Source organism: Corynebacterium sp. HMSC14B06 (genome assembly GCF_001807075.1).
GTDB lineage: Bacteria > Actinomycetota > Actinomycetes > Mycobacteriales > Mycobacteriaceae > Corynebacterium > Corynebacterium jeikeium_D.
Genome location: NZ_KV787404.1, coordinates 60,078 through 79,114 on the forward strand (window position 1 = coordinate 60,078; position 19,037 = coordinate 79,114).

Here is a 19,037-nt window from a genome sequence, read left to right on the forward strand (position 1 = left end):
GCCACAATGCGGCGGAGCACCCGGGCTCCCCTACTTGCGGTGACGGCGATTGTAGAACGGCGTCGGAACGACGGTGGCGGTAATGTCGGCGCCTTCAACGGTCAGCTCCGTGCCAGTGGAGGACTGCCAACGCTGAACGTATGCAAAACCGATGGGGTGACCCAAAGTCGGCGACACCTTGGCGGAAGTCAGCACGCCAACCTCGTTACCTTCCGCATCAATGAGCTTGGTGCCACGCTTCGGAGCTTCATCACCGGAGAAACGCAGACCAACCAGTAGCTCCTTCGACTGCGGACGATTAATCAGTGCGTTGCGACCAATAAACTGCCCCTTGGTCGGCCCCATGATGGACTTCAGGCCGGCCTCCAGCGGAGTGCGGTCTCGAGTCAGCTCGTATCCATAGAGCGGCATACCGGCCTCAAGACGCAGGGTGTCGCGGCAGGCCAGACCACACGGCAGCAGGCCGAGGTCAGCGCCGTTGTCAGCCGGATCCTCCGGGTTTTCCACCTTGCCACCTGCTGCAATGATTGCACGCCAGACCTCGACGGCGCGGTCAGCCGGCGGGAAGATCTCGAAGCCGTCCTCACCGGTGTAGCCGGTTCGGGCGACAATCATTTCCACACCTGCGACCTCGAGCAGAGTGCAAGAGTAGTAGTTCATGCCATCGAGAGTCGCGTGCAGATCCTGTGGCAACAGACGGCGCAGAAGCTTCGCAGCCTTCGGCCCTTGAATGGCCAGGAGCACATTCTTGTCATTCATGCGCTCAACCTCGACGTTGTAGCCACCAACGCGCTCGCGCAGCGTCGAGTACACATCTTCAGCGGCTGCGGCATTCTGCACCAGCATGAATTCGTGACTACCGAGGCGGTAAATGATGAGGTCATCAATAATGCCGCCGTCTTCCTGCACAATCATGGTGTACTTGGCACGACCCAACGCCAGCGGCTTGATTGCCGAAATCAGGGAGTGTGCAAGGAACGCCGCCGCATCCTCACCAGTGACGCGGATGATACCCATCAGCGACAGGTCGAAAACACCAACGGCCTCACGCACTGCGTTGTGCTCTGCAATTTCCGAAGAGTAGCGGAACGGCACTTCGTAGCCACCAACATTGCGCATTTCTGCGCCAAGGCTTACGTGCTCATCATGCAGGGCGCTACGGAAAGAATTGTTGTTCTCAGAAGCGCCAGAATTGTCAGTCATACACACTCCAATTATTGCGGTGGGGCAAACCAGATTGTTACCTTCCCACCTTATATCTAAGACTCCGTGCTCGCTTCCGCGAGCCCCTGCGGAGCCAGGGCAACAGGCCCATCCATTAACTATCATGCACTGATTCGCACACGCTTGACGACGACCCCGCGGCCACCACAAAGGCCCCGCTACCAGTGACGATAACGGGGCCCTTGCATTTGTCTATTCAGTTAATTGCGATTAGCTGAGCTGTTCGGGCAGCGTTGCCAGCCAAGGACTCAGTGGTTATTAGTGATCAACCGCAGCCTCGGTGCCAACACCGGTCAGGGAGCGAACTTCCATCTCAGCTGCCAGGTCATCGAAGTTATCCGGCTTGCCCATGTAGGTGGCGATGATGCCAGCCAGGAACGCCAGCGGGATTGCGAGCAGACCCGGCGAGGTCAGCGGGAACCAGGAGAAGTCAACCGACGGAATCATCGAGGACTCGCTGCCGGAAACTGCCGGGGAGAAGATAATCAGAACCAGCGAGGCGATGACACCGGTGTACATGGAGGCAACTGCGCCTGCGGTGTTGAAGCGCTTCCAGAACAGGGACATCAGGATGGTTGGTACGTTTGCGGATGCTGCCACTGCGAAGGCCAGCGACACCAAGAAGGCGACGTTCTGCCCCATGGCCAGGATGCCGAGGATAATGGCGACAACGCCCAGCACGATTACGGTAATGCGGGAGACACGAACCTGCTCGGCTTCCGTGGCCTGTCCCTTGCGGATCACGGCCTGGTAGAGGTCCTGGCCGACAGACGCGGAAGCGGTAATTGCCAGACCAGCGACCACGGCCAGCACGGTAGCGAACGCCACTGCGGAAATCACTGCCATGAAGATGGAGCCACCGATTTCGAAGGCCAGCAGCGGAGCTGCAGCGTTGGCTCCGCCCGGGGCGGCGTTGATTCGGTCCGGACCAACAAGTGCGGCGGCGCCGTAACCGAGTACCAGGGTCAACAGGTAGAAACCACCGATGAGGATGATTGCCCAGGTCACGGACTTACGAGCTTCCTTTGCAGTCGGCACCGTGTAGAAGCGCATGAGCACGTGCGGCAGACCAGCAACACCGAGGACCAGTGCCAGGCCCAGAGAGACGAAGTCCAGCTGCTGAACGAAGGAGCCGCCGTACTTCAGACCCGGCTCAAGAATGGCGGAGGCTTCGTAGCCCTTCTCGGCGATGTGATCCGAGCTTGCGTGCATGTCCACTGCGTCCTGCAGGAGCTGGGAGAAGTTACCCTTAACGCCAACCAGGATGATCAGGGTCATGATGATGACAGCACCGACCAGCAGGACGGCCTTAATCATCTGCACGTAAGTCGTGCCCTTCATACCACCGATGAGAACGTAAGCAACCATGATGATGCCGACGACCGCGACAACGATGGACTGCTGAGTGGAGTCGTGAATGTTGAGCAGCACGGCGACCAGGGAACCTGCACCGGCCATCTGCGCGATGAGGTAGAACAGGGTCACCGCGAGGGTCGAGATAGCAGCCGCAGTACGTACCGGGCGCTGCTTAAGACGGAAGGACAGCACGTCGGCCATGGTGAACTTACCGACGTTACGCAGCGGCTCTGCAACCAACAGCAGCGCGACCAGCCAGGCTACGAAGAAGCCGATGGAGTAAAGGAATCCATCGTAACCAGTCAGCGCGATGGCGCCGACGATACCGAGGAAGGAAGCCGCCGAGAGGTAGTCACCCGCAATGGCAAGACCGTTTTGGGTACCGGAGAACTGTGCGCCACCGGTGTAAAAGTCTGATGCTCCCTTGTTTCCGCCCTTGCCCACTCGAGTAACGATGAACATGGTCGCAACAATGAAGGCGACGAAGACCGCGATGTTGAGAATCGGGTTACCTGCTGCTGCAGTGTCATCTGCAGCAAAGAAACTAGTCAGCATGCCTATGCCTCCTTCTTTGCGACGATTTCAGCGATTTCTCCGCTTTCCAGTGCCTCGCGCAGCTCTGCCTGCATCGGCTCAAGCTTCTTGTTGGCGAAGTTGATGTACACCCAAGTGATGGCGAAGGTGGTCACGAACTGAAGCAGACCAAGGACGATGCCCAGGTTGATATTGCCCAGTACGGGAGTCGCCATGAGATCCGGCGCGAACGTCGCAAGCAAAACGAATGCGATGTACCACACCAGACCTGCGACGGTCATCGGGATGGCGAAAGAACGGAATGTAGAGCGGAGCTCTTGGAACTGCGCTGAGTTTTGCACGTAGCGGTACTCGGCCGCCTGTGGCTTATGCCGGTCTGCCGGCAAGGGAGTTGCGGACACGGGCTAATCCTTTCCAGGAAGTTATGCAGGTGTTCGTAATGAGGTTCAGCACAGCCACCCCGAGGGTGTGCCATGCACCACATTTTTCATTATGTGTGGAAACAAAGTTACCTGGAACACAGTTAGCAAAGAAGTTAAATGCGGCTAACTACTTCTCAGCGAGCCTTAAGGCACCCCCAAAAACGCCATTACCTGCATACTTAGGCGCCGTTTTTACTACCCCCATTTACGCCGTTGTACTCGTGTTCTCCGCTTCTTCCGGCAATGGCTTACTCTGACGCCACCACCACAGCGCTTCGATAATGACCGCGCCGATGGCCCCCACAATCAGCGCGGGAATCAACAGCTCCCGCCCTACCCAGTACAGATTAAGCACTGTGGCCACTGAACGAACCGAGAAGATGAACAGGTAGGCTCCTGCCGATACCGCCAGCAACAGAACCTTCCACCAGGTGTATGGCCTAGCCACGACCACCAAAACCCAAAATGCCGAAACAATCAGCACAATGAGGGTCGCAGTAGACGCCTCCCCTCGTGCCTCATCGCTGGCGTCGACTCCCGGGTTTGCCCACAACCAAAACATGAAGGTCAACAACCCCACCGTGATGCCCGCCGGTATCGCTAAGCGCAACACGCGCCGCACGAAACCATCGCGCGCACGCTCCAAGTTAGGAGCCAACGACAGCACGAACGCCGGGATTCCAATTGTGAACCAACCCGTAATCGTCACGTGAATCGGCTCGAATGGATAATCCATCCCCCACAGCCCCACAGCCAGCGCCAGCACCACCGAGTAGATGGTCTTCGTCAAAAAGAGGTTGGCCACACGCTCGATATTGCCAATGACGCGACGCCCCTCCGCCACAATCATCGGCATCATGGCGAAGCGATTATCCAACAGCACCAACTGCGCAACCGAACGTGTCGCCGGCGCCCCATCCCCCATAGCCACGCCCAGGTTCGCCGCTTTCAGCGCCAGCACATCATTGACACCATCACCGGTCATCGCCACATGATGCCCCCGCGACTGCAGCGCATGAACCATATCGCGCTTATTCTCCGCCGTGACACGGCCGAAGATCTGCCGCGACTCCACAATGTCTGCGAACTCGTTGCGGATCTCGGTGGGCTTGGCTTCGCTATTCTCATCGCGGCTGACCGGAAGCTCAGACGCATCGACAGGATTGTTAGCCCCCTCCATTTCCAGCTCACGTGCAACAGCCCCCACGGAGCGGTCATTGTCACCAGAAATGACCTTGACCTCGATGCCTTCTTCATAGAAGTAGGCCACCGTGTCCGCCGCATCGGAACGCACCTTCTGCCCCAGCACGACAAGGGCGACTGGCTCCAACTCCACCTCGCCACTCTTCCGCAGCGCACCGCCGGGCAGGTCATCTGCCCCAACTGAGGTCCGCGCGAGCAGGAGCACACGAAGTCCTTCCTCCATAAGCTCCCGAGCTTTCTGCATGCCGACCGCGGAGTCGTCGACAAGCACATCGGGCGCGCCGAAAACCCACGTCGCGCCGCCGCGATACGTCAGCGCCGACCACTTATTCGCCGAGGTAAAGGGGCGGGTTTTGGTTTGTTCATGCTTTACGACGTCCCCTGCGTCCGCAAGCCCATCGAGCAGTGCACGAGCCGTTGCGTTGGGACGATCGTCGAGCTTGCACAGATCGATGAGCGCGGAGTCGACCTCATCGCGGGAAGTACCGTCACCCGATACGATGTCGACTTCCACTAGCTGCATCGCGTTTTCGGTGAGCGTGCCGGTTTTGTCGACGCACACGGTATCGACGCGCGCGAGACCTTCGATGGCGGGCAACTCATTGACCAGCACTCGATGTCGCCCCAAGCGCACCACCCCAAGGGCAAAAGCGATGGTGGTCATGAGGACAAGCCCCTCAGGGACCATGGGCACCAGCGTGGCGACCATCCCCAGCAGCGCATCGTTGAAATCATCGCCGGCGACAAAGAGCTGCGTATAGATTGCCAAGGCGCCGACGGGAATGAGAATCCAGGAAATGTAGGTCAGGATCTTGTTGATGCCGCGGAAGAGCTGGGAATCAGTCAGCGTGAATTTGTTGGCCTCAGCTGCGAGCTTGGCGGCGTAAGCCTCCTTGCCCACTTTGGTGGCCTGATATCGCGCCGACCCCACCACGACCGAGGAACCCGAGTAGACCATGTCCCCAACGCTCTTATCGACGGCATCGGATTCACCGGTGAGAGAGGACTCATCGACAGCCACGTCAGAGGCGTAGCGGAGAATACCGTCAACGACGATTTGGTCACCGGGACCAACCTCGATGAGATCGTCGAGGACGACGGACTCGCGGTCGATCTCGCGAGCAGGCTCCCCGTCGCGAATGACCATGGGTTTTGCACGGCCGACAATGGAAAGCTTGTCCAGTGTGCGCTTGGCACGCAGTTCTTGGATGATGCCGACGATAGAGTTGGCGATAATCAGCAGACCAAAGGCACCGTTGACGATTGAGCCGGTATAGAGCACGACTGCGAATAAAACAGCGAGAATACCGTTAATCCGGGTAAACACATTGGCACGGATAATGTCCCACACACTGCGCCCGGATGTTGGCGGCAGCTCGTTGACGTGCCCCAACTCGATGCGTTGCTGGACCTGCTGTTGAGTAAGACCGCTGTCGGGAGTTTTCCACGAGCCCATGTCTGCCTACCCTATTCGCCTAATTGCTGAACCTATTCGACCTATTTGCCAATGAAATTTGGTTCGCGCTTTTCGGCTCGCGCCTTCGATGCCTCCGCAGCATCCTCGGAAGCCCACACCGTGTCGTAGAGCTCCTGCTGGTAGTCCTTCAACGGGCTATGTGTCTCATCGTCGTTGAGCACTGCCTTGTGGTAGGCCAGCGACAGGGGCGCGTAGGTGGCGATACGAAGCGCTACCTCCTCCGCCTTGTCCGGACCACCGAGGTAGGAAGCCAGACCACAACCGCGGGCGGCTTCCTGATCCATGCGCTCGGCCGCCAACAAAATAGTGCGGGCGCGGGCACCTCCGACGAGTACGCGTACGCGGCGAATTGTCCAGGCATCGACAGCAATACCGAGCTTGACCGGCGGAATCATAAACCAGCCGCGCTCACCCACGACGCGCAAATCGGCCGCCATCGCCAGCTGCATACCAGCCCCGACAGCCGGCCCCTGCACATCCGCTATAACCACCAGACGGCTGGCCTCGATTGTGCGCAGCATTCGACGTAGCTGTTCGTGGAAGGAATCTTCATGATGCTGGCCACTCAGGTCAGCACCAGCGCAGAAAGCACGACCTTCGCCGCGCAGCAGGATAACGCGCTGCTCTGGAACCTCAGCGGCAGCTTCCACCGCATCGGCGATGTCACGACACACGTCGGCAGTCAAGGAGTTGCGCTTATGATCTCGGTCGATGGTGATAGTGACAATTGCGCCGTCGGCTTCGACGCGGATTTCAGATACTGGGTTCCTCATAGCATTTAGGCTACCCGCGAAATACCAATAGTGATGGGGCTATAAGCAAATCTAAATTCGCTTATTCGTTGCCGAATACCCGCGGGTCGCCGCTCAGGCGCCCGTCGGCACGCGCCATCGACGCAATCGTTTCCATGTCCTCGTCGGTGAGTTCAAAGTCGGTGACCTGAAAGTTCTCCTTGATGCGCGACGGCGTGCCCGACTTCGGGATGGCCACGATGCCACGCTGAAGGTGCCAGCGGATAGCAACTTGGGCGGGAGTTTTACCCAGGCGATCTGCGATTTCAGCAATCGGCGAGCCCTCAAAGTACTTCGCGCGCCCCAGCGGCGACCAAGCCTGCGTGACGATACCGCGACGGCGATCGTCTTCAACCTGCTCATTCTGCGGGAACTGCGGATGCAGCTCAATCTGGTTGACCACCGGAGTCTCCGAGAGCTGGTCGAGCACCTCTGGGTAAAAGTTCGCCACACCAACCGAGCGAATCAGCCCCTCCCTCTTGAGCTCCAGTAGCGTATCGAAACACTGCCCAAACGTCCCCTGCTTCTCCACCGGCCAGTGCACAAGCACCAGGTCAACGTAGTCAAGGCCGAGCCGTTCTAAAGATGCCCGCACGGACTCGCGCGTCGCCGTCGACCCCTGCGCATCGTTCCAGACCTTCGTGGTCACGAAGATATCTTCACGCTTTACGACGTTCGCAGCGACCGCATCAGCAATACCCTGCCCCACCCCTCGCTCATTGCGATAGAGCGATGCGGTGTCGATGTGGCGGTAGCCGATTTCCAGGGCGTAGCGCACGGATTCGCGCGCCTGCTCATCGTCAAGCTTGTAGGTACCGAACCCCAGAATCGGGATGGCGTTGCCATCGACCATTTCCACGTTGGCAATTCCGGTTGTCGCTGCATCGTACTTCAGATTGAGTGTGGTCATGCCAACCGAGTGTACGGACTGAAAGTTTTTTAGATTTTTCTACCCAGCTGACCTGCGGTTTAGAAAGGTGAGTGCGCTTCATTTTGTTGCAAGCAGTTGACGTAGCGTTGTGTTTATACAACACTTTGGGGTGTGTCCCCAAAGATTAAACCCAAAGACCCGATATTCAACAGAATTTCAGTGCTGCGGGCAGAACACGGACTCAGCCGAGCCGAACTAGCCAAACAAGTAGAGGTCAATCCTCAAACGATTGGCGCGTTGGAGCGAGGTGACCACTACCCCAGCTTGGATCTGGCATTTCGCATCTGCGCGGTGTTCGATCTCCCCGTTGAGGCGGTGTTCTCTCGCGAGGAATTCAAGCCTATGTCCTCTGCCCTATACCGAAAGGAAAGCTAACGATGCCAACGATTCGGACTGAAAACGCAACACCGAGCTTTTTCGAGAAGCTAGAAGCCCGGCGCGAAGCGAAATACACAAAGCGTGTCGAGCAGATGTCGAGCTGGCTGCCCAAGTGGCGCAACCAGGCGGCGCGGCGGAAGCTGGTCATCGCATACGAGGTATGCGTTGTGCTGATGCTGCTGAGTGGCATCGCGCTTCTCGGTAGCCTGACCGACATGTTCCCGGGCTGGCTTTCTCTGCTCTGGCCAGTGGTTTCCCTCATCTTGATCTTCGTCTGGACCAGCCTCAACATCACCGTCGACATGGTTGACAGCGCACCCATCTCACTACTGGACGAATACCAGCAGGAACAGATCCTGAACCTGCGGGGACTGACATACCGCTGCTACACCTACTTCGGCCTGACAGTCTTCCTGGCCCTGCTTATTGTCGGTGTGCCGGTCATGAACAGCCAGGCGGACTGGGGGCATTACGTTCCGTACAGCTTCGGAGTTGTCGGCATCGTCATCTTTCTCTTCATTTCCACGCTGCCCACCGTCGTCTACGCCTGGAATCTGCGCGACGACTAGTACGGGCTCAAAAACTCACATCCCTCCCCTGCCCTTCACTCCTCAATCTAAGGATCACCATGAACAGCCTCATTATTGACGGGCTTGAGAAGTCCTACGGAGACCTGCAGGTTCTCCGCGGCATGAGCTTCCAAGTTCACCCTGGAGAAATCTACGGCTTCGTCGGCTCTAACGGTGCCGGCAAGACCACCACTATGCGCATTGCCCTGGGCGTGCTGGCTACCGATAAAGGCGAGGTACGCATCGGCGATACCCCGATGAATGACTCGCTGCGCCGCACGATTGGCTACATGCCAGAAGAACGCGGCCTCTACCCAAAGGCAGAGGTCCACAAGCAGCTGATTTACTTTGCTCGCTTGCACGGTGTGCCCACCAAGCGCGCGGAGTCCAACGCCGACAACTTGTTGGAGCGCCTCGGTCTCACCGAGCGCGCCAACGACAAGGTCGACACGCTCTCGCTCGGCAATCAGCAGCGCGTGCAGCTGGCAGCCTCCCTCGTCCACGACCCAGAAATACTCGTCCTCGACGAGCCCTTCTCTGGTCTCGACCCAGTTGCGGTCAAGGTGATGAGCTCCGTACTCAAGGAGTACGCCGACCGCGGCACCCCGATTGTGTTCTCTTCCCACCAGCTCGACCTTGTCGAGCGCATGTGTGACCGCGTCGGCATCATCCGCGACGGCCGCATGCTCGTGGAAGGCACTGTTGATGAGCTGCGAGCACGGGGCCCACGGGCTTTCGTCGTCAAGCTCGATGGTGCGCCCCAGGATTGGGCGACCTCCGTCGAGGGCGTGACAAGCGTGGAGCGTGATACCCATGGTGCCACCGTCGTTCACCTCGATTCCAACGCCCCCGCCGACACCGACCAGAAGCTGCTACACAGCGCGATGGCAGCGGGAACGGTCCGTTCGTTTGGACCTCTGCAAATTCCACTTACCGAGCTCTACCAGGAGGCCGTACAGCAATGAGCACCAACACTTACAACGCCTCAACGGCCGGCAAGACTGTTTTCGTCCGCGAACTCCGCGAGCATCTGCTGAAGAAAAGCTCGCTAATCACGCTCATCATCATGGCAGTGGCGGCCGTCGGCGGTATCTTCGTTGCCGACTACATGACCTCCAAGTCCGATAATGACACCGTAAAAATCGCGGTCGTCGGAGAAGCGCCGTTCGCGGACTCTCTCGCCGACGCTACCGCCGAAATAAAGGATGCTGAAGGCGCGGATGCCGCAGCCGGCGCATTTGCCACAGCATCGCTCTCACCGTTGGAGATTACGTCCGCGGCAGACGACAAGGCCGCTCGCGCTGCCGTCACCGACGGTGACGCCGACGCCGCTCTCGTCCCCGACACCGCAGAAGGCAAGGAGGGCTCGTGGAAGCTGCTTGCCGACGACGCCCCATCCTGGCTGGCCCCAATGCTGCAGGAATCGCTGCAGAAACAAAATGAAGCCATGCTGCTCAGCGAAAACGGAATCAACCCCAGCGAGTTTTTCTCCAAGACTCAAAGCGCAGCCGTGTCGGTGGAGTCGCTGGATGAAGCCAAAGACGAGAAGATGCCCGCAGTGGTCATCACACTGATTGGTGTGATGGTCATGATGACCGCCATCCTCGTCTTCGGCGGCGCGGTGGCCACCAGCGTCATCGAGGAGAAGTCCTCCCGCGTCATCGAGATCATTCTCTCGACCGTTCGCCCGGCGCACCTGCTGGCTGGCAAGATCCTCGGCGCCGGTCTGGCTGGCATCATCATGATGAGCGTGCTGACCGCCAGCGCCGCAGTTGCCCTCATGATTACCGGATTGGCGGAGAGCTTCGATGTGCCGTGGTCCGCAGTCTGGCTGCTGGTCCCGTGCTTCATCCTCGGTTACTTCTTCTTCGCCGCGCTGTATGCAGCCTCCGCATCCTTGGTCAGCCGTATGGAAGATTTCCAGGGCGCACAGATGCCGGTACTAGTGTTCTCGCTGATCACGATGTATGTTCCGCTGTTTGGCTGGAGCAAGCTGGACTCTACCGTCATGCAGATTGCAGCGTGGATTCCACCGGTTTCCATCACCACTGCCCCGATGCAGTACGCCGTTGGCAACTTCTCCGCACTCCAGTTGGCGGCTTCGCTGCTAATCATGGTTGTGGGAGTAGCCGCAGTCATCGCACTCGCCGCCTGGATCTACCCGCGCAATGTCCTGCGCACCGGTGCCGCGGTCAGCTGGAAGAAGGCTCTGACAGCCAAGAGCTAGCCCCAGCCCTGCCCAAAAGAGCGTGACTCCTTCGGCCACGGTCACCTAAAACCGAATAATCGTCAATCGCGTAGTTTGCTCAGCGCACCTTATAGACCATGGTCCGCCGCAAACTGCGCGATTTTTCCTGTCTCGCCATAGGAGGTCTGCGCCCCCACGCCTGTCGCCGCATGAGCCGAGACCACCGCCGCAAGACGAGCTGCCGTCACCACATCATCGCCCGCGGCCAACGCGGTGAGGACCGTACCCATGTACGCATCACCGCAGCCCGTGGTGTCCACGACCTCGATGGGCAGCGCTGGAATGCGAGTGACTGCCACCTCGCTTTCCGACGTCCTCAAGACCGCAGACCCCTCCCCGCCAAGTGTGACAATGGCCGTGGAAATCCCGTGTTCGTCGGCAAGCGCGCGCCCAACCGCATCCCACTGACCGTGCTCGCAACCGGCGACCGCGCGCTCGGAGCCGATGATGGCTGCGAGTTCGTGCTCGTTGACAATGAGGACATCGACCAGCGCGAGCAGATCCTCACTGACCGCCCGAATCGGCGACAGGTTGAACACCACCGGCACACCCGCATCGTGGGCAATCTGTGCGGCGGCCAGGACAGCCTCATCACAAATCTCCAGACACAGACCGAGGCACCCAGCCCGCTGAATCTTGTCCGCATGACTGCGCACCATCTCAGCATCGACTTCACCATTGGCGCCAGCGGAGATGACAATGAAATTCTCCGCCGCATCATCAACGACAATCATGGCTGTACCAGTGGCAGAGTCGACGGTCTCAACTGCAGAGATGTCCACGTGAGCGTCGGTAAGCGCGTCGCGCAGCAACTGCGCATTGGGATCCGAACCGACCGCGCCGACCAGTTCCACGGCCGCGCCCAGTCTTCCAGCCGTCGCCGCCTGATTCGCCGACTTACCGCCCGGCAGAATGCGCAGAGGACTGCCCTCGATAGTCTCGCCACCATGCGGCAGGCGCTTCACGGTGACAGTCAGGTCTGCGTTGATGGAACCGACGACACATACGTTTGGCCTCTGTTCAGCCAGCTCGGTGAGGCGCTCAGTAATCGGCATTGGTTCGACTCCTCGGTAGTGCGGACACGTTTTTTCCGACAATAGCGCTACCCCTTTCCGCCCACCATCAACTAAGCCGGTTTACCCCTTGTTTACTACCGTGGAGGTATGGCTAGAATCAGCGCCCAACAAGTAATAGATACCGTCCTCGACCACGGAAGTTTCACCTCCTGGGACGGCGCGCCCGAGCATGGCAACATCGACGAGTCCTACCGCGGCACACTGTCCCGAGCCTCTGAGAAAACCGGTCTCGATGAGGCCGTTATCACCGGTGAAGGCACCGTCGGCGGCAAGCGCGTCGCCGTCATCTGTTCTGAGTTCGGCTTCCTCGGCGGTTCTATCGGCGCCGCAACCGCTCGTCGTATTATTCGCAGCATCGAGCGCGCGACTGCGGAGCAGCTGCCCCTGTTGCTCTCCCCGACCTCGGGCGGCACTCGCATGCAGGAGGGCACTGCGGCGTTCGCGCTCATGATCTCTATTACCACCGCAGTGGCGCGCCACAAGGATTCTCACTTGCCATTCCTGGTGTACCTGCGCAATCCCACCACCGGTGGTGTCATGGCGTCGTGGGGGTCGGCAGGCCACTTCACCTTCGCAGAGCCCGGCGCACTTCTCGGCTTCCTCGGCCCGCGCGTCGTCGAGCTGGCTACCGGCGAACCCATGCCCGAAGGCGTTCAGACCTCCGAGAACCTGTTCAAGCAGGGCATTATCGACGGCATCATTCCGCTCGAAGGTCTGCGCGGCGCTGTCCGCCGCACCATCGACGTGCTTGCCGACGGAGACCCCAGCGAACCCACCCCACCGCCAGTAGCAGCCATTGATGGTCGCGATACCTGGGAAGCTATCCTGCGCACCCGCGATACTTCTCGTCCAGGTGGCGGCGACATTATCGATGCCCTTGTCGACTGCTCCGTGCCGATTTCCGGCACTGGCGATGGCCACAAGTCGCTGTCGGTTCGGGCTCGCCTGGCGCGGATTGGTGAGCGGCCGGTGATTCTGGTCGCCCAGGATCGCCATAACCAGCCGCCGCTGGGCACGCATCCAATGGGGCCGGGCTCACTGCGTTTTGCCCGCCGTGCGATGCGCATCGCGGAAAGCCTGAACATTCCGCTGGTCACGGTCATTGACACCCCAGGCGCTGAGTTGACCAAGGACGCCGAGGAAAATGCCATGGCCGGCGAGATTGCCCGCACCTTGACCACGCTGGTGAACTTGAAGGTTCCGACCGTGTCACTCATTCTCGGCCAGGGCTGCGGTGGCGGTGCGCTGGCCATGCTGCCCTCTGACCGCGTGCTGGCAATGCACGATGCCTGGATGTCTCCGTTGCCGCCGGAGGGTGCTTCGGCGATTATCTACCGAGACACCGAGCATGCCCCGGAAATGATGGAGGAGCAGGGCGTTGGCGCCGAGGCCATGCTGAAGACCGGGGTTATCGACGAGATTGTGGCCGAACCTGAGGATTCGTCCGAACTGCCCCGCCGTGCTCTGAGTGCTATCGAGCACGCCCTCTGGGAGCTGGAGAAGAATCCGGCTCGCGTTGGCCGTGAGCAGCGTTTCGACCACTACCGTCGCTTCGCGCTGGGCGAGTAAGGGGGCTGGGGCCTGGTGTGGGACTGGCGTGGGGCTGGTTTGGGGCTGGTTTGGGCCTTCAGCCCCCACCCCAACCTCAGAAAGCAAGAAAGTGACTGAGTTTATGACACTTTTGGGCAATTTTTCACGCCTGAAGTGTCATAAACGCAGTCACTTTCTTCGCCGGAAATCCTGCAAACCGCCGACGGAGGGATGAGCAGGAACCGCGAAGCGGAGCGAAGCTCAGCCGGCCAACAGAGCTAGCATGCGGACTTCTACTTAACGTCCAACAGGTCGATGACGAAGACCAGGGTCTTACCAGACAGGAAGTGTCCTGCACCAGCCGGGCCGTAAGCTTTCTCCGGAGGGCAAATCAGCTCGCGACGACCGCCGACCTTCATGCCCGGAATGCCTTCCTGCCAACCGGCAATCAGGCCGTTCAGCGGGAACTCGATGGACTGGCCACGGTTCCAGGAAGAGTCGAACTCTTCACCGGTTTCGTAGTCAACACCCACGTAGTGGACCTCGACACGAGCACCCGGGGTGGCCTCCTTGCCGTCACCGACAGTGAGGTCGTTGATGACGAGTTCCGTCGGAGCCGGACCGGACTTAGCAGTGAGTTCTGGCTTGGACAAGACAATCTCCTATCACAGTTGGCTTTTTCACAGTTGGTATTCAGCCCAACGTAAATGGACCCAACTTAAATGGGGTTTCTTAGAATTCTAGGAAAAATAAAAGGCGCGTACCAACCTTTCGAAGGCTAGTACGCGCCTTTTCGCGTTTTCAACGCTGGACTTTTCTATGCTGGGTTACCTGCGAGAAACTCCTACGCGGTAATCGCTAGAAAATCCTTAGCGCTGGTCGCGCGGAACGAAGTCACGCTCGGTCTCGCCGGTGTAAATCTGGCGAGGACGGTTGATCTTCGATGCCGGGTCAGTGACCTGCTCGTTGAACTGAGCGATCCAGCCCGGGAGGCGGCCGATGGCGAACAGGACGGTGAAGAAGTCCGTCGGGAAGCCCATGGCGCGGTAAATCAGACCGGTGTAGAAGTCAACGTTCGGGTAGAGCTTGCGGGAGACGAAGTAGTCATCAGCCAGTGCAATCTCTTCCAGCTTCATAGCCAGATCCAGCAGCTCGTCGCCGCCGAGGCGCTGGAGCACCTCGTGAGCGGTCTTCTTAGCGATAGCTGCACGCGGGTCGTAGGACTTGTAGACGCGGTGACCGAAGCCCATCAGGCGGACGCCCGGCTCCTTGTTCTTCACGCGGTTCATGAACTCGGTTGCGTCGCCACCGTGGTTCTGCTGGATGTCCTCGAGCATCTCCAGAACAGCCTGGTTAGCGCCACCGTGCAGCGGGCCAGACAGAGCGTTGATACCAGCAGCGATGGAGACGAACATGGAAGCGCCGGAGGAAGCGACCATGCGGACGGTGGAGGTGGAGCAGTTCTGCTCGTGGTCAGCGTGCAGGATGAGCAGCTTGTCCAGAGCGTCAACCACTACCGGGTCAACCTCGTAGTCAGCGGTCGGGTAACCGAACATCATGCGCAGGAAGTTCTCGCGAGCGTTCAGGTTGTTGTCCGGGTACATGTACGGCTCGCCCTTGGATGCGCGGTAAGCGTATGCAGCCAGCATCGGGACCTTAGCCATCAGGCGAACCGCAGCCAGGTTGCGCTGCTCTTCGTTCAGCGGATCCAGCTCGTCCTGGTAGTAGGAAGCCAGAATGTTGACCGAGGAAGCCAGGGTCTGCATCGGGTGTGCGCCACGCGGGAAGATGCTGAATGCGCGACGGAAGTCCTCGTCCAGCAGGGTGTGGTGACGAATGTCGTGGTTGAACTGCGCAAGCTCTTCCTCAGACGGAAGGTGGCCGTGAATCAGCAGGTAGGAAACCTCGTTGAAGGTAGCCTTCTCAGCCAGCTGCTCAATCGGGTAACCGCGGTAGCGCAGGATGCCGTTACCGCCGTCGATGTAAGTGATCTTGGACTCGGTAGAACCGGTGGCGGTGTAGCCCGGGTCAAAGGTGGTCAGTCCAGTTTCCTGGAGCATCTTGCCCAGTGCAATACCGTCGTTACCCTCGGTTGCCTTGACGATGTCCATCTCGAACTCGCCGCCCGGGTAGTGGAGTACAGCCTTGCCGTCTTTAGTAGCCACAACTTCCCTTTCACAGAAAAATTCTTCTTAACGACTCCAGAGTGCGGGGGAAGCAGGCACAGCGGAAAACAGCATGCTGCCTCCCAACTCCACGCCACCCCTTCGGGGTCGCATTGTTTTCAATGATTCAATTATGCGCGACATTTGCGTTCCATTGCATCTTGCCCAGTGAAAAAAGTTTGCTTAGTTCACATCGACCGTGTCGTAACCATAAAGAACCGACACCTGCAGTGGATTAGAACACACAATATCAAAGAGTGTGAGCAGTGCAACACCCTCTACCCCATTCGGGCAGCCTGGGCTTACCCAATCTTGACCCCTCTTCACCCCGAAATGCAAATGGAAAAAACGGGTTTATTACGTTGTCACTGCTCATTTACTAATCAGGAGGTCAGGAGCCCATTCAACAGCCAATGTCTTTAAAAGTTCAAAAGTCATTGAGCCGACGCCCGAAAACACATCGACTAAATCCACAATAATTCACCCCTCGCCGCCCGCCCGAGGCCCCACACCGCCAAGTTTTCAGCACCAACAAAACTGGAAAAAATTCTTCGCAAACTTTGCAAATACGCCAATCCACCCTGTTTTGTTATGCAAAGTACGGAAGCGGGGGCAATTGAACCCCACCCTTTTGCTATAAGTACCCCCGATTACCGCTAGAGTTTGAAGACAACGGCTGTATATCAAGCTTCACTTTGAATGCACTTTGAAAGGTTGCGCCTCATATGAGCGATCAATTCCCAGTCCTCCCTGAAGAGTTCCAGCCCGGCGACGGCCGCTTTGGTTGCGGTCCGTCGAAGGTTCGCCCGGCACAGATTCAGGCAATCGTTGACGGCGGTACCTCTATCATGGGTACCTCCCACCGTCAGCCGGCAGTGAAGAACGTTGTTGGTGAGGTTCGCGAGGGTCTGGCTGAGCTCTTCCAGCTTCCGGACGGCTACGAGATTGTCCTGTCCCTCGGCGGCGCAACCGCTTTCTGGGATGCTGCCACCTTTGGGCTCATCGAGAAGAAGTCCGCTCACCTGACTTACGGTGAGTTCTCCTCCAAGTTTGCCAAGGCCTCCAAGATGGCTCCGTGGCTCGACGCTCCGCAGATCATCGAAGCAGAGCCGGGTTCCGCACCTGAGGTTGTCGCTGGCGAAGAGGGCGTTGACCTTATTGGTTGGGCTCACAACGAGACCTCCACCGGCACCATGGTTCCGGTCACCCGCCCGGCAGGCTCCGAGGGCCAGCTCGTGGCTATCGATGCCACCTCCGGTGCCGGCGGCCTCCCGGTCGACATGTCCCAGGCTGACGTCTACTACTTCTCCCCGCAGAAGTGCTTCGCTTCTGACGGCGGCATCTGGTTGGCTGCAATGTCCCCGGCTGCCATCGATCGTATTGAGAAGATCAATTCTTCCGACCGCTTCATCCCGGCTTTCCTGAACCTGCAGACTGCCGTTGATAACTCCCGCAAGAACCAGACCTACAACACCCCGGCCGTCGGCACTTTGCTGATGCTGGCTGATCAGGTCAAGTGGATGAACGCCAACGGCGGCCTCGACGGCATGGTTGCCCGCACCACCGAGTCCTCCTCCCACCTCTACAACTGGGCTGAGAACCGCGCGGAGGCAACTCCGTTCGTCACCGATGCTGCAAAGCGCTCGCTGGTCGTCGGCACCATCGACTTCGAGGACAACATCGACGCCGCACAGATTGCCAAGGTTCTGCGCGCCAACGGCATCCTCGACATCGAGCCGTACCGCAAGCTGGGCCGCAACCAGCTGCGCATCGGTATGTTCCCGGCCATCGACCCGGAGGACATCCGTCGTCTGACTGGCGCTATCGACTGGGTTCTGGACAACGGCTACGCTGCAAAGTAACAGCCAAATACCGGCCTCAGCCGCATAACTCCCGCGCCACGCGCAAGGGCATTGCCCCATTTGTCCGTGACGCGGGAGTTTTGTCGTTTACCATGATTAGTGAGCATTACTTATAACGTCGACCAACAAGGAGGTTCTCGCATGAGGGAGCTGAAGCCCGTTCTGGACGGCGATGTGACCGATTCACTGATTCTCGTTCCCGCCGATATCACCGAGCAGGAACGGCAGGAGGGACTTCGCTTCACGCTGCCTCTCGACGAGAACCTGCGCACTTTCCTGGTCGAGCACTTCGAGCTCGCCGATGCCGCCGGTTCCCCTGCTGCAGCTGATTCCGCATCGCTTGCCGACGGATCCAGCGCCGCCACCGCCACTGCCAGCGGTAGCTCTGGGGAGAGTGCTACCGCAGAGAGGGGCTCCACCGACGGAAGTTCCACTAGTGGCAGCACAGCGGAAGCCACCACCGCAAGCGGCGACGCGGCCGAAGGCAGCGAGGCGGCCGGCAACTCCGCTACGGCAGGCGGGGCACCGAAGAAGACTCCAACGGCGCCGAAGCCTGTTCTGGAAGAGCCTCGCGTAGTTTTGTCGCCGCGCGAAATTCAGGACCGCATTCGCAGCGGCCAAACGGTGGAGGAGCTCATTGAGTACAGCGGCATGCAGCCGCGCAAGATTGAGTCCTTCGCCTACCCGGTGCTTGCAGAGCGCGCACGTATTGCGGAGCTCGGCAAGCAGTCGAAGCCACGTCGCATTGATGGCCCGGCCAAGTTGTCCCTGTGGGAGATTCTCGCCACCGCTTTTGCCGCCCGTGGCCAGGAACTCGCCGATGCCTCGTGGGACGCCTACCGCGACCCGAGTGGACAGTGGATTGTGACGGTTACTTGGAATGTCGGCCACACCACCAACGTAGCTGAGTGGAGTTACCAGGCGGAGGGACTTTCCGCACTCACCATTGCTCGCAATGAGCTGGCAGCAGAGCTGATTGACCCCGACTTTGCCCGCCGCAACCGAGACTTGGCTCCGCAGGCCAATCGAGCTGCTGATACCGCGGATACCTCTGAGATGCCAGCCGCATGGCAGTCTTCGGCGGAGCCGCAGCGAGGCCACGGGGAGCAGGATGTTCCGTCGCAAAGCGATGCCGCCGACGACGATATTGACGAGGCGGAGTTCTTGCAGCACCCGGACGCAGAGCAGCCGAAGCGCAAGAAAAAGACTGTCATGCCGTCTTGGGAGGATGTGCTACTCGGCGTACGTCCGAACGGCCCGAAGAAGTAGGA

At 59.2% G+C, this 19,037-nt stretch carries 16 protein-coding genes; 7 read left to right on the forward strand and 9 right to left on the reverse strand.

Features of this window, described 5'->3' with window-relative positions:
- Positions 1 to 30: 30 nt before the first annotated feature.
- From gcvT to HMPREF3130_RS10795, 6 genes are all read right to left on the reverse strand, one after another.
- Positions 31 to 1,203 (reverse strand): glycine cleavage system aminomethyltransferase GcvT, encoded by a 1,173-nt coding sequence (gene gcvT / locus HMPREF3130_RS10770; protein ID WP_016423296.1) that lies wholly within the window; start codon positions 1,201 to 1,203, stop codon positions 31 to 33.
- A gap of 279 nt (positions 1,204 to 1,482) precedes the next feature.
- Complete coding sequence (locus HMPREF3130_RS10775; RefSeq protein ID WP_016423297.1) at positions 1,483 to 3,135, reverse strand: solute symporter family protein; 1,653 nt, start codon at positions 3,133 to 3,135, stop codon at positions 1,483 to 1,485.
- 2 nt (positions 3,136 to 3,137) lie between these two features.
- A complete protein-coding gene (locus HMPREF3130_RS10780; protein WP_070429956.1) occupies positions 3,138 to 3,515 on the reverse strand; it encodes a DUF485 domain-containing protein in 378 nt (125 codons plus the stop codon).
- 226 nt (positions 3,516 to 3,741) lie between these two features.
- Positions 3,742 to 6,195, reverse strand: a complete 2,454-nt coding sequence (locus HMPREF3130_RS10785; protein WP_070429957.1) for an HAD-IC family P-type ATPase — start codon at positions 6,193 to 6,195, stop codon at positions 3,742 to 3,744.
- Positions 6,196 to 6,236: 41 nt separating this feature from the next.
- Positions 6,237 to 6,989: an enoyl-CoA hydratase gene (locus tag HMPREF3130_RS10790; protein WP_070429958.1), complete on the reverse strand. Its 753-nt coding sequence runs from the start codon at positions 6,987 to 6,989 to the stop codon at positions 6,237 to 6,239.
- A 61-nt stretch (positions 6,990 to 7,050) separates the two neighbouring features.
- Positions 7,051 to 7,917, reverse strand: a complete 867-nt coding sequence (locus HMPREF3130_RS10795; RefSeq protein WP_070429959.1) for an aldo/keto reductase — start codon at positions 7,915 to 7,917, stop codon at positions 7,051 to 7,053.
- 132 nt (positions 7,918 to 8,049) lie between these two features.
- Here HMPREF3130_RS10795 and HMPREF3130_RS10800 point away from each other — a divergent pair, with 132 nt between their 5' ends.
- From HMPREF3130_RS10800 to HMPREF3130_RS10815, 4 genes are read left to right on the forward strand one after another with little or no spacing between them, the layout of a single operon-like run.
- Positions 8,050 to 8,313: a helix-turn-helix transcriptional regulator gene (locus HMPREF3130_RS10800; protein WP_005511796.1), complete on the forward strand. Its 264-nt coding sequence runs from the start codon at positions 8,050 to 8,052 to the stop codon at positions 8,311 to 8,313.
- Positions 8,314 to 8,315: 2 nt separating this feature from the next.
- Positions 8,316 to 8,885: a hypothetical protein gene (locus tag HMPREF3130_RS10805; protein ID WP_070429960.1), complete on the forward strand. Its 570-nt coding sequence runs from the start codon at positions 8,316 to 8,318 to the stop codon at positions 8,883 to 8,885.
- Between the two features lie 59 nt (positions 8,886 to 8,944).
- Positions 8,945 to 9,850, forward strand: a complete 906-nt coding sequence (locus HMPREF3130_RS10810; RefSeq protein WP_070429961.1) for an ABC transporter ATP-binding protein — start codon at positions 8,945 to 8,947, stop codon at positions 9,848 to 9,850.
- On the forward strand, positions 9,847 to 11,112 hold the full coding sequence (locus HMPREF3130_RS10815; RefSeq protein ID WP_070429962.1) for an ABC transporter permease: 1,266 nt from the start codon (positions 9,847 to 9,849) through the stop codon (positions 11,110 to 11,112). Before HMPREF3130_RS10810 ends, HMPREF3130_RS10815 begins: the two co-directional genes overlap by 4 nt.
- A gap of 89 nt (positions 11,113 to 11,201) precedes the next feature.
- On the opposite strand, the gene HMPREF3130_RS10820 is transcribed toward HMPREF3130_RS10815, so the two are convergent.
- A complete protein-coding gene (locus HMPREF3130_RS10820; RefSeq protein WP_016423305.1) occupies positions 11,202 to 12,188 on the reverse strand; it encodes a ribokinase in 987 nt (328 codons plus the stop codon).
- 108 nt (positions 12,189 to 12,296) lie between these two features.
- Between HMPREF3130_RS10820 and HMPREF3130_RS10825 the strand changes: the two genes are divergently transcribed.
- Positions 12,297 to 13,778: a carboxyl transferase domain-containing protein gene (locus HMPREF3130_RS10825; protein WP_070429963.1), complete on the forward strand. Its 1,482-nt coding sequence runs from the start codon at positions 12,297 to 12,299 to the stop codon at positions 13,776 to 13,778.
- A gap of 254 nt (positions 13,779 to 14,032) precedes the next feature.
- Here HMPREF3130_RS10825 and HMPREF3130_RS10830 read toward each other — a convergent pair whose 3' ends face one another.
- Together HMPREF3130_RS10830 and HMPREF3130_RS10835 are read right to left on the reverse strand one after the other, a co-directional pair.
- On the reverse strand, positions 14,033 to 14,392 hold the full coding sequence (locus HMPREF3130_RS10830; RefSeq protein ID WP_005511805.1) for an FKBP-type peptidyl-prolyl cis-trans isomerase: 360 nt from the start codon (positions 14,390 to 14,392) through the stop codon (positions 14,033 to 14,035).
- Positions 14,393 to 14,608: 216 nt separating this feature from the next.
- Positions 14,609 to 15,904, reverse strand: coding sequence for a citrate synthase (locus tag HMPREF3130_RS10835; protein WP_083276387.1), 1,296 nt, complete (start codon positions 15,902 to 15,904; stop codon positions 14,609 to 14,611).
- Between the two features lie 725 nt (positions 15,905 to 16,629).
- Between HMPREF3130_RS10835 and serC the strand changes: the two genes are divergently transcribed.
- Positions 16,630 to 17,766, forward strand: a complete 1,137-nt coding sequence (gene serC, locus HMPREF3130_RS10840; RefSeq protein WP_070429964.1) for a phosphoserine transaminase — start codon at positions 16,630 to 16,632, stop codon at positions 17,764 to 17,766.
- Positions 17,767 to 17,907: 141 nt separating this feature from the next.
- The gene (gene sepH, locus HMPREF3130_RS10845) at positions 17,908 to 19,035 is read left to right on the forward strand and encodes a septation protein SepH (RefSeq protein ID WP_083276388.1); all 1,128 of its coding nucleotides are present in this window, start codon (positions 17,908 to 17,910) and stop codon (positions 19,033 to 19,035) included.
- Positions 19,036 to 19,037 lie beyond the last annotated feature (2 nt).

Bases quoted from the DNA above. Each gene is read 5' to 3' on its own strand.
- HMPREF3130_RS10820 (WP_016423305.1), bottom strand. From the start codon at position 12,188: ATGCCGATTACTGAGCGCCTCACCGAGCTGGCTGAACAGAGGCCAAAC.
- HMPREF3130_RS10810 (WP_070429961.1), top strand. From the start codon at position 8,945: ATGAACAGCCTCATTATTGACGGGCTTGAGAAGTCCTACGGAGACCTG.
- HMPREF3130_RS10825 (WP_070429963.1), top strand. From the start codon at position 12,297: ATGGCTAGAATCAGCGCCCAACAAGTAATAGATACCGTCCTCGACCAC.
- serC (WP_070429964.1), top strand. From the start codon at position 16,630: ATGAGCGATCAATTCCCAGTCCTCCCTGAAGAGTTCCAGCCCGGCGAC.
- HMPREF3130_RS10775 (WP_016423297.1), bottom strand. From the start codon at position 3,135: ATGCTGACTAGTTTCTTTGCTGCAGATGACACTGCAGCAGCAGGTAAC.
- HMPREF3130_RS10815 (WP_070429962.1), top strand. From the start codon at position 9,847: ATGAGCACCAACACTTACAACGCCTCAACGGCCGGCAAGACTGTTTTC.
- HMPREF3130_RS10790 (WP_070429958.1), bottom strand. From the start codon at position 6,989: ATGAGGAACCCAGTATCTGAAATCCGCGTCGAAGCCGACGGCGCAATT.
- HMPREF3130_RS10805 (WP_070429960.1), top strand. From the start codon at position 8,316: ATGCCAACGATTCGGACTGAAAACGCAACACCGAGCTTTTTCGAGAAG.
- sepH (WP_083276388.1), top strand. From the start codon at position 17,908: ATGAGGGAGCTGAAGCCCGTTCTGGACGGCGATGTGACCGATTCACTG.
- gcvT (WP_016423296.1), bottom strand. From the start codon at position 1,203: ATGACTGACAATTCTGGCGCTTCTGAGAACAACAATTCTTTCCGTAGC.
- HMPREF3130_RS10785 (WP_070429957.1), bottom strand. From the start codon at position 6,195: ATGGGCTCGTGGAAAACTCCCGACAGCGGTCTTACTCAACAGCAGGTC.
- HMPREF3130_RS10795 (WP_070429959.1), bottom strand. From the start codon at position 7,917: ATGACCACACTCAATCTGAAGTACGATGCAGCGACAACCGGAATTGCC.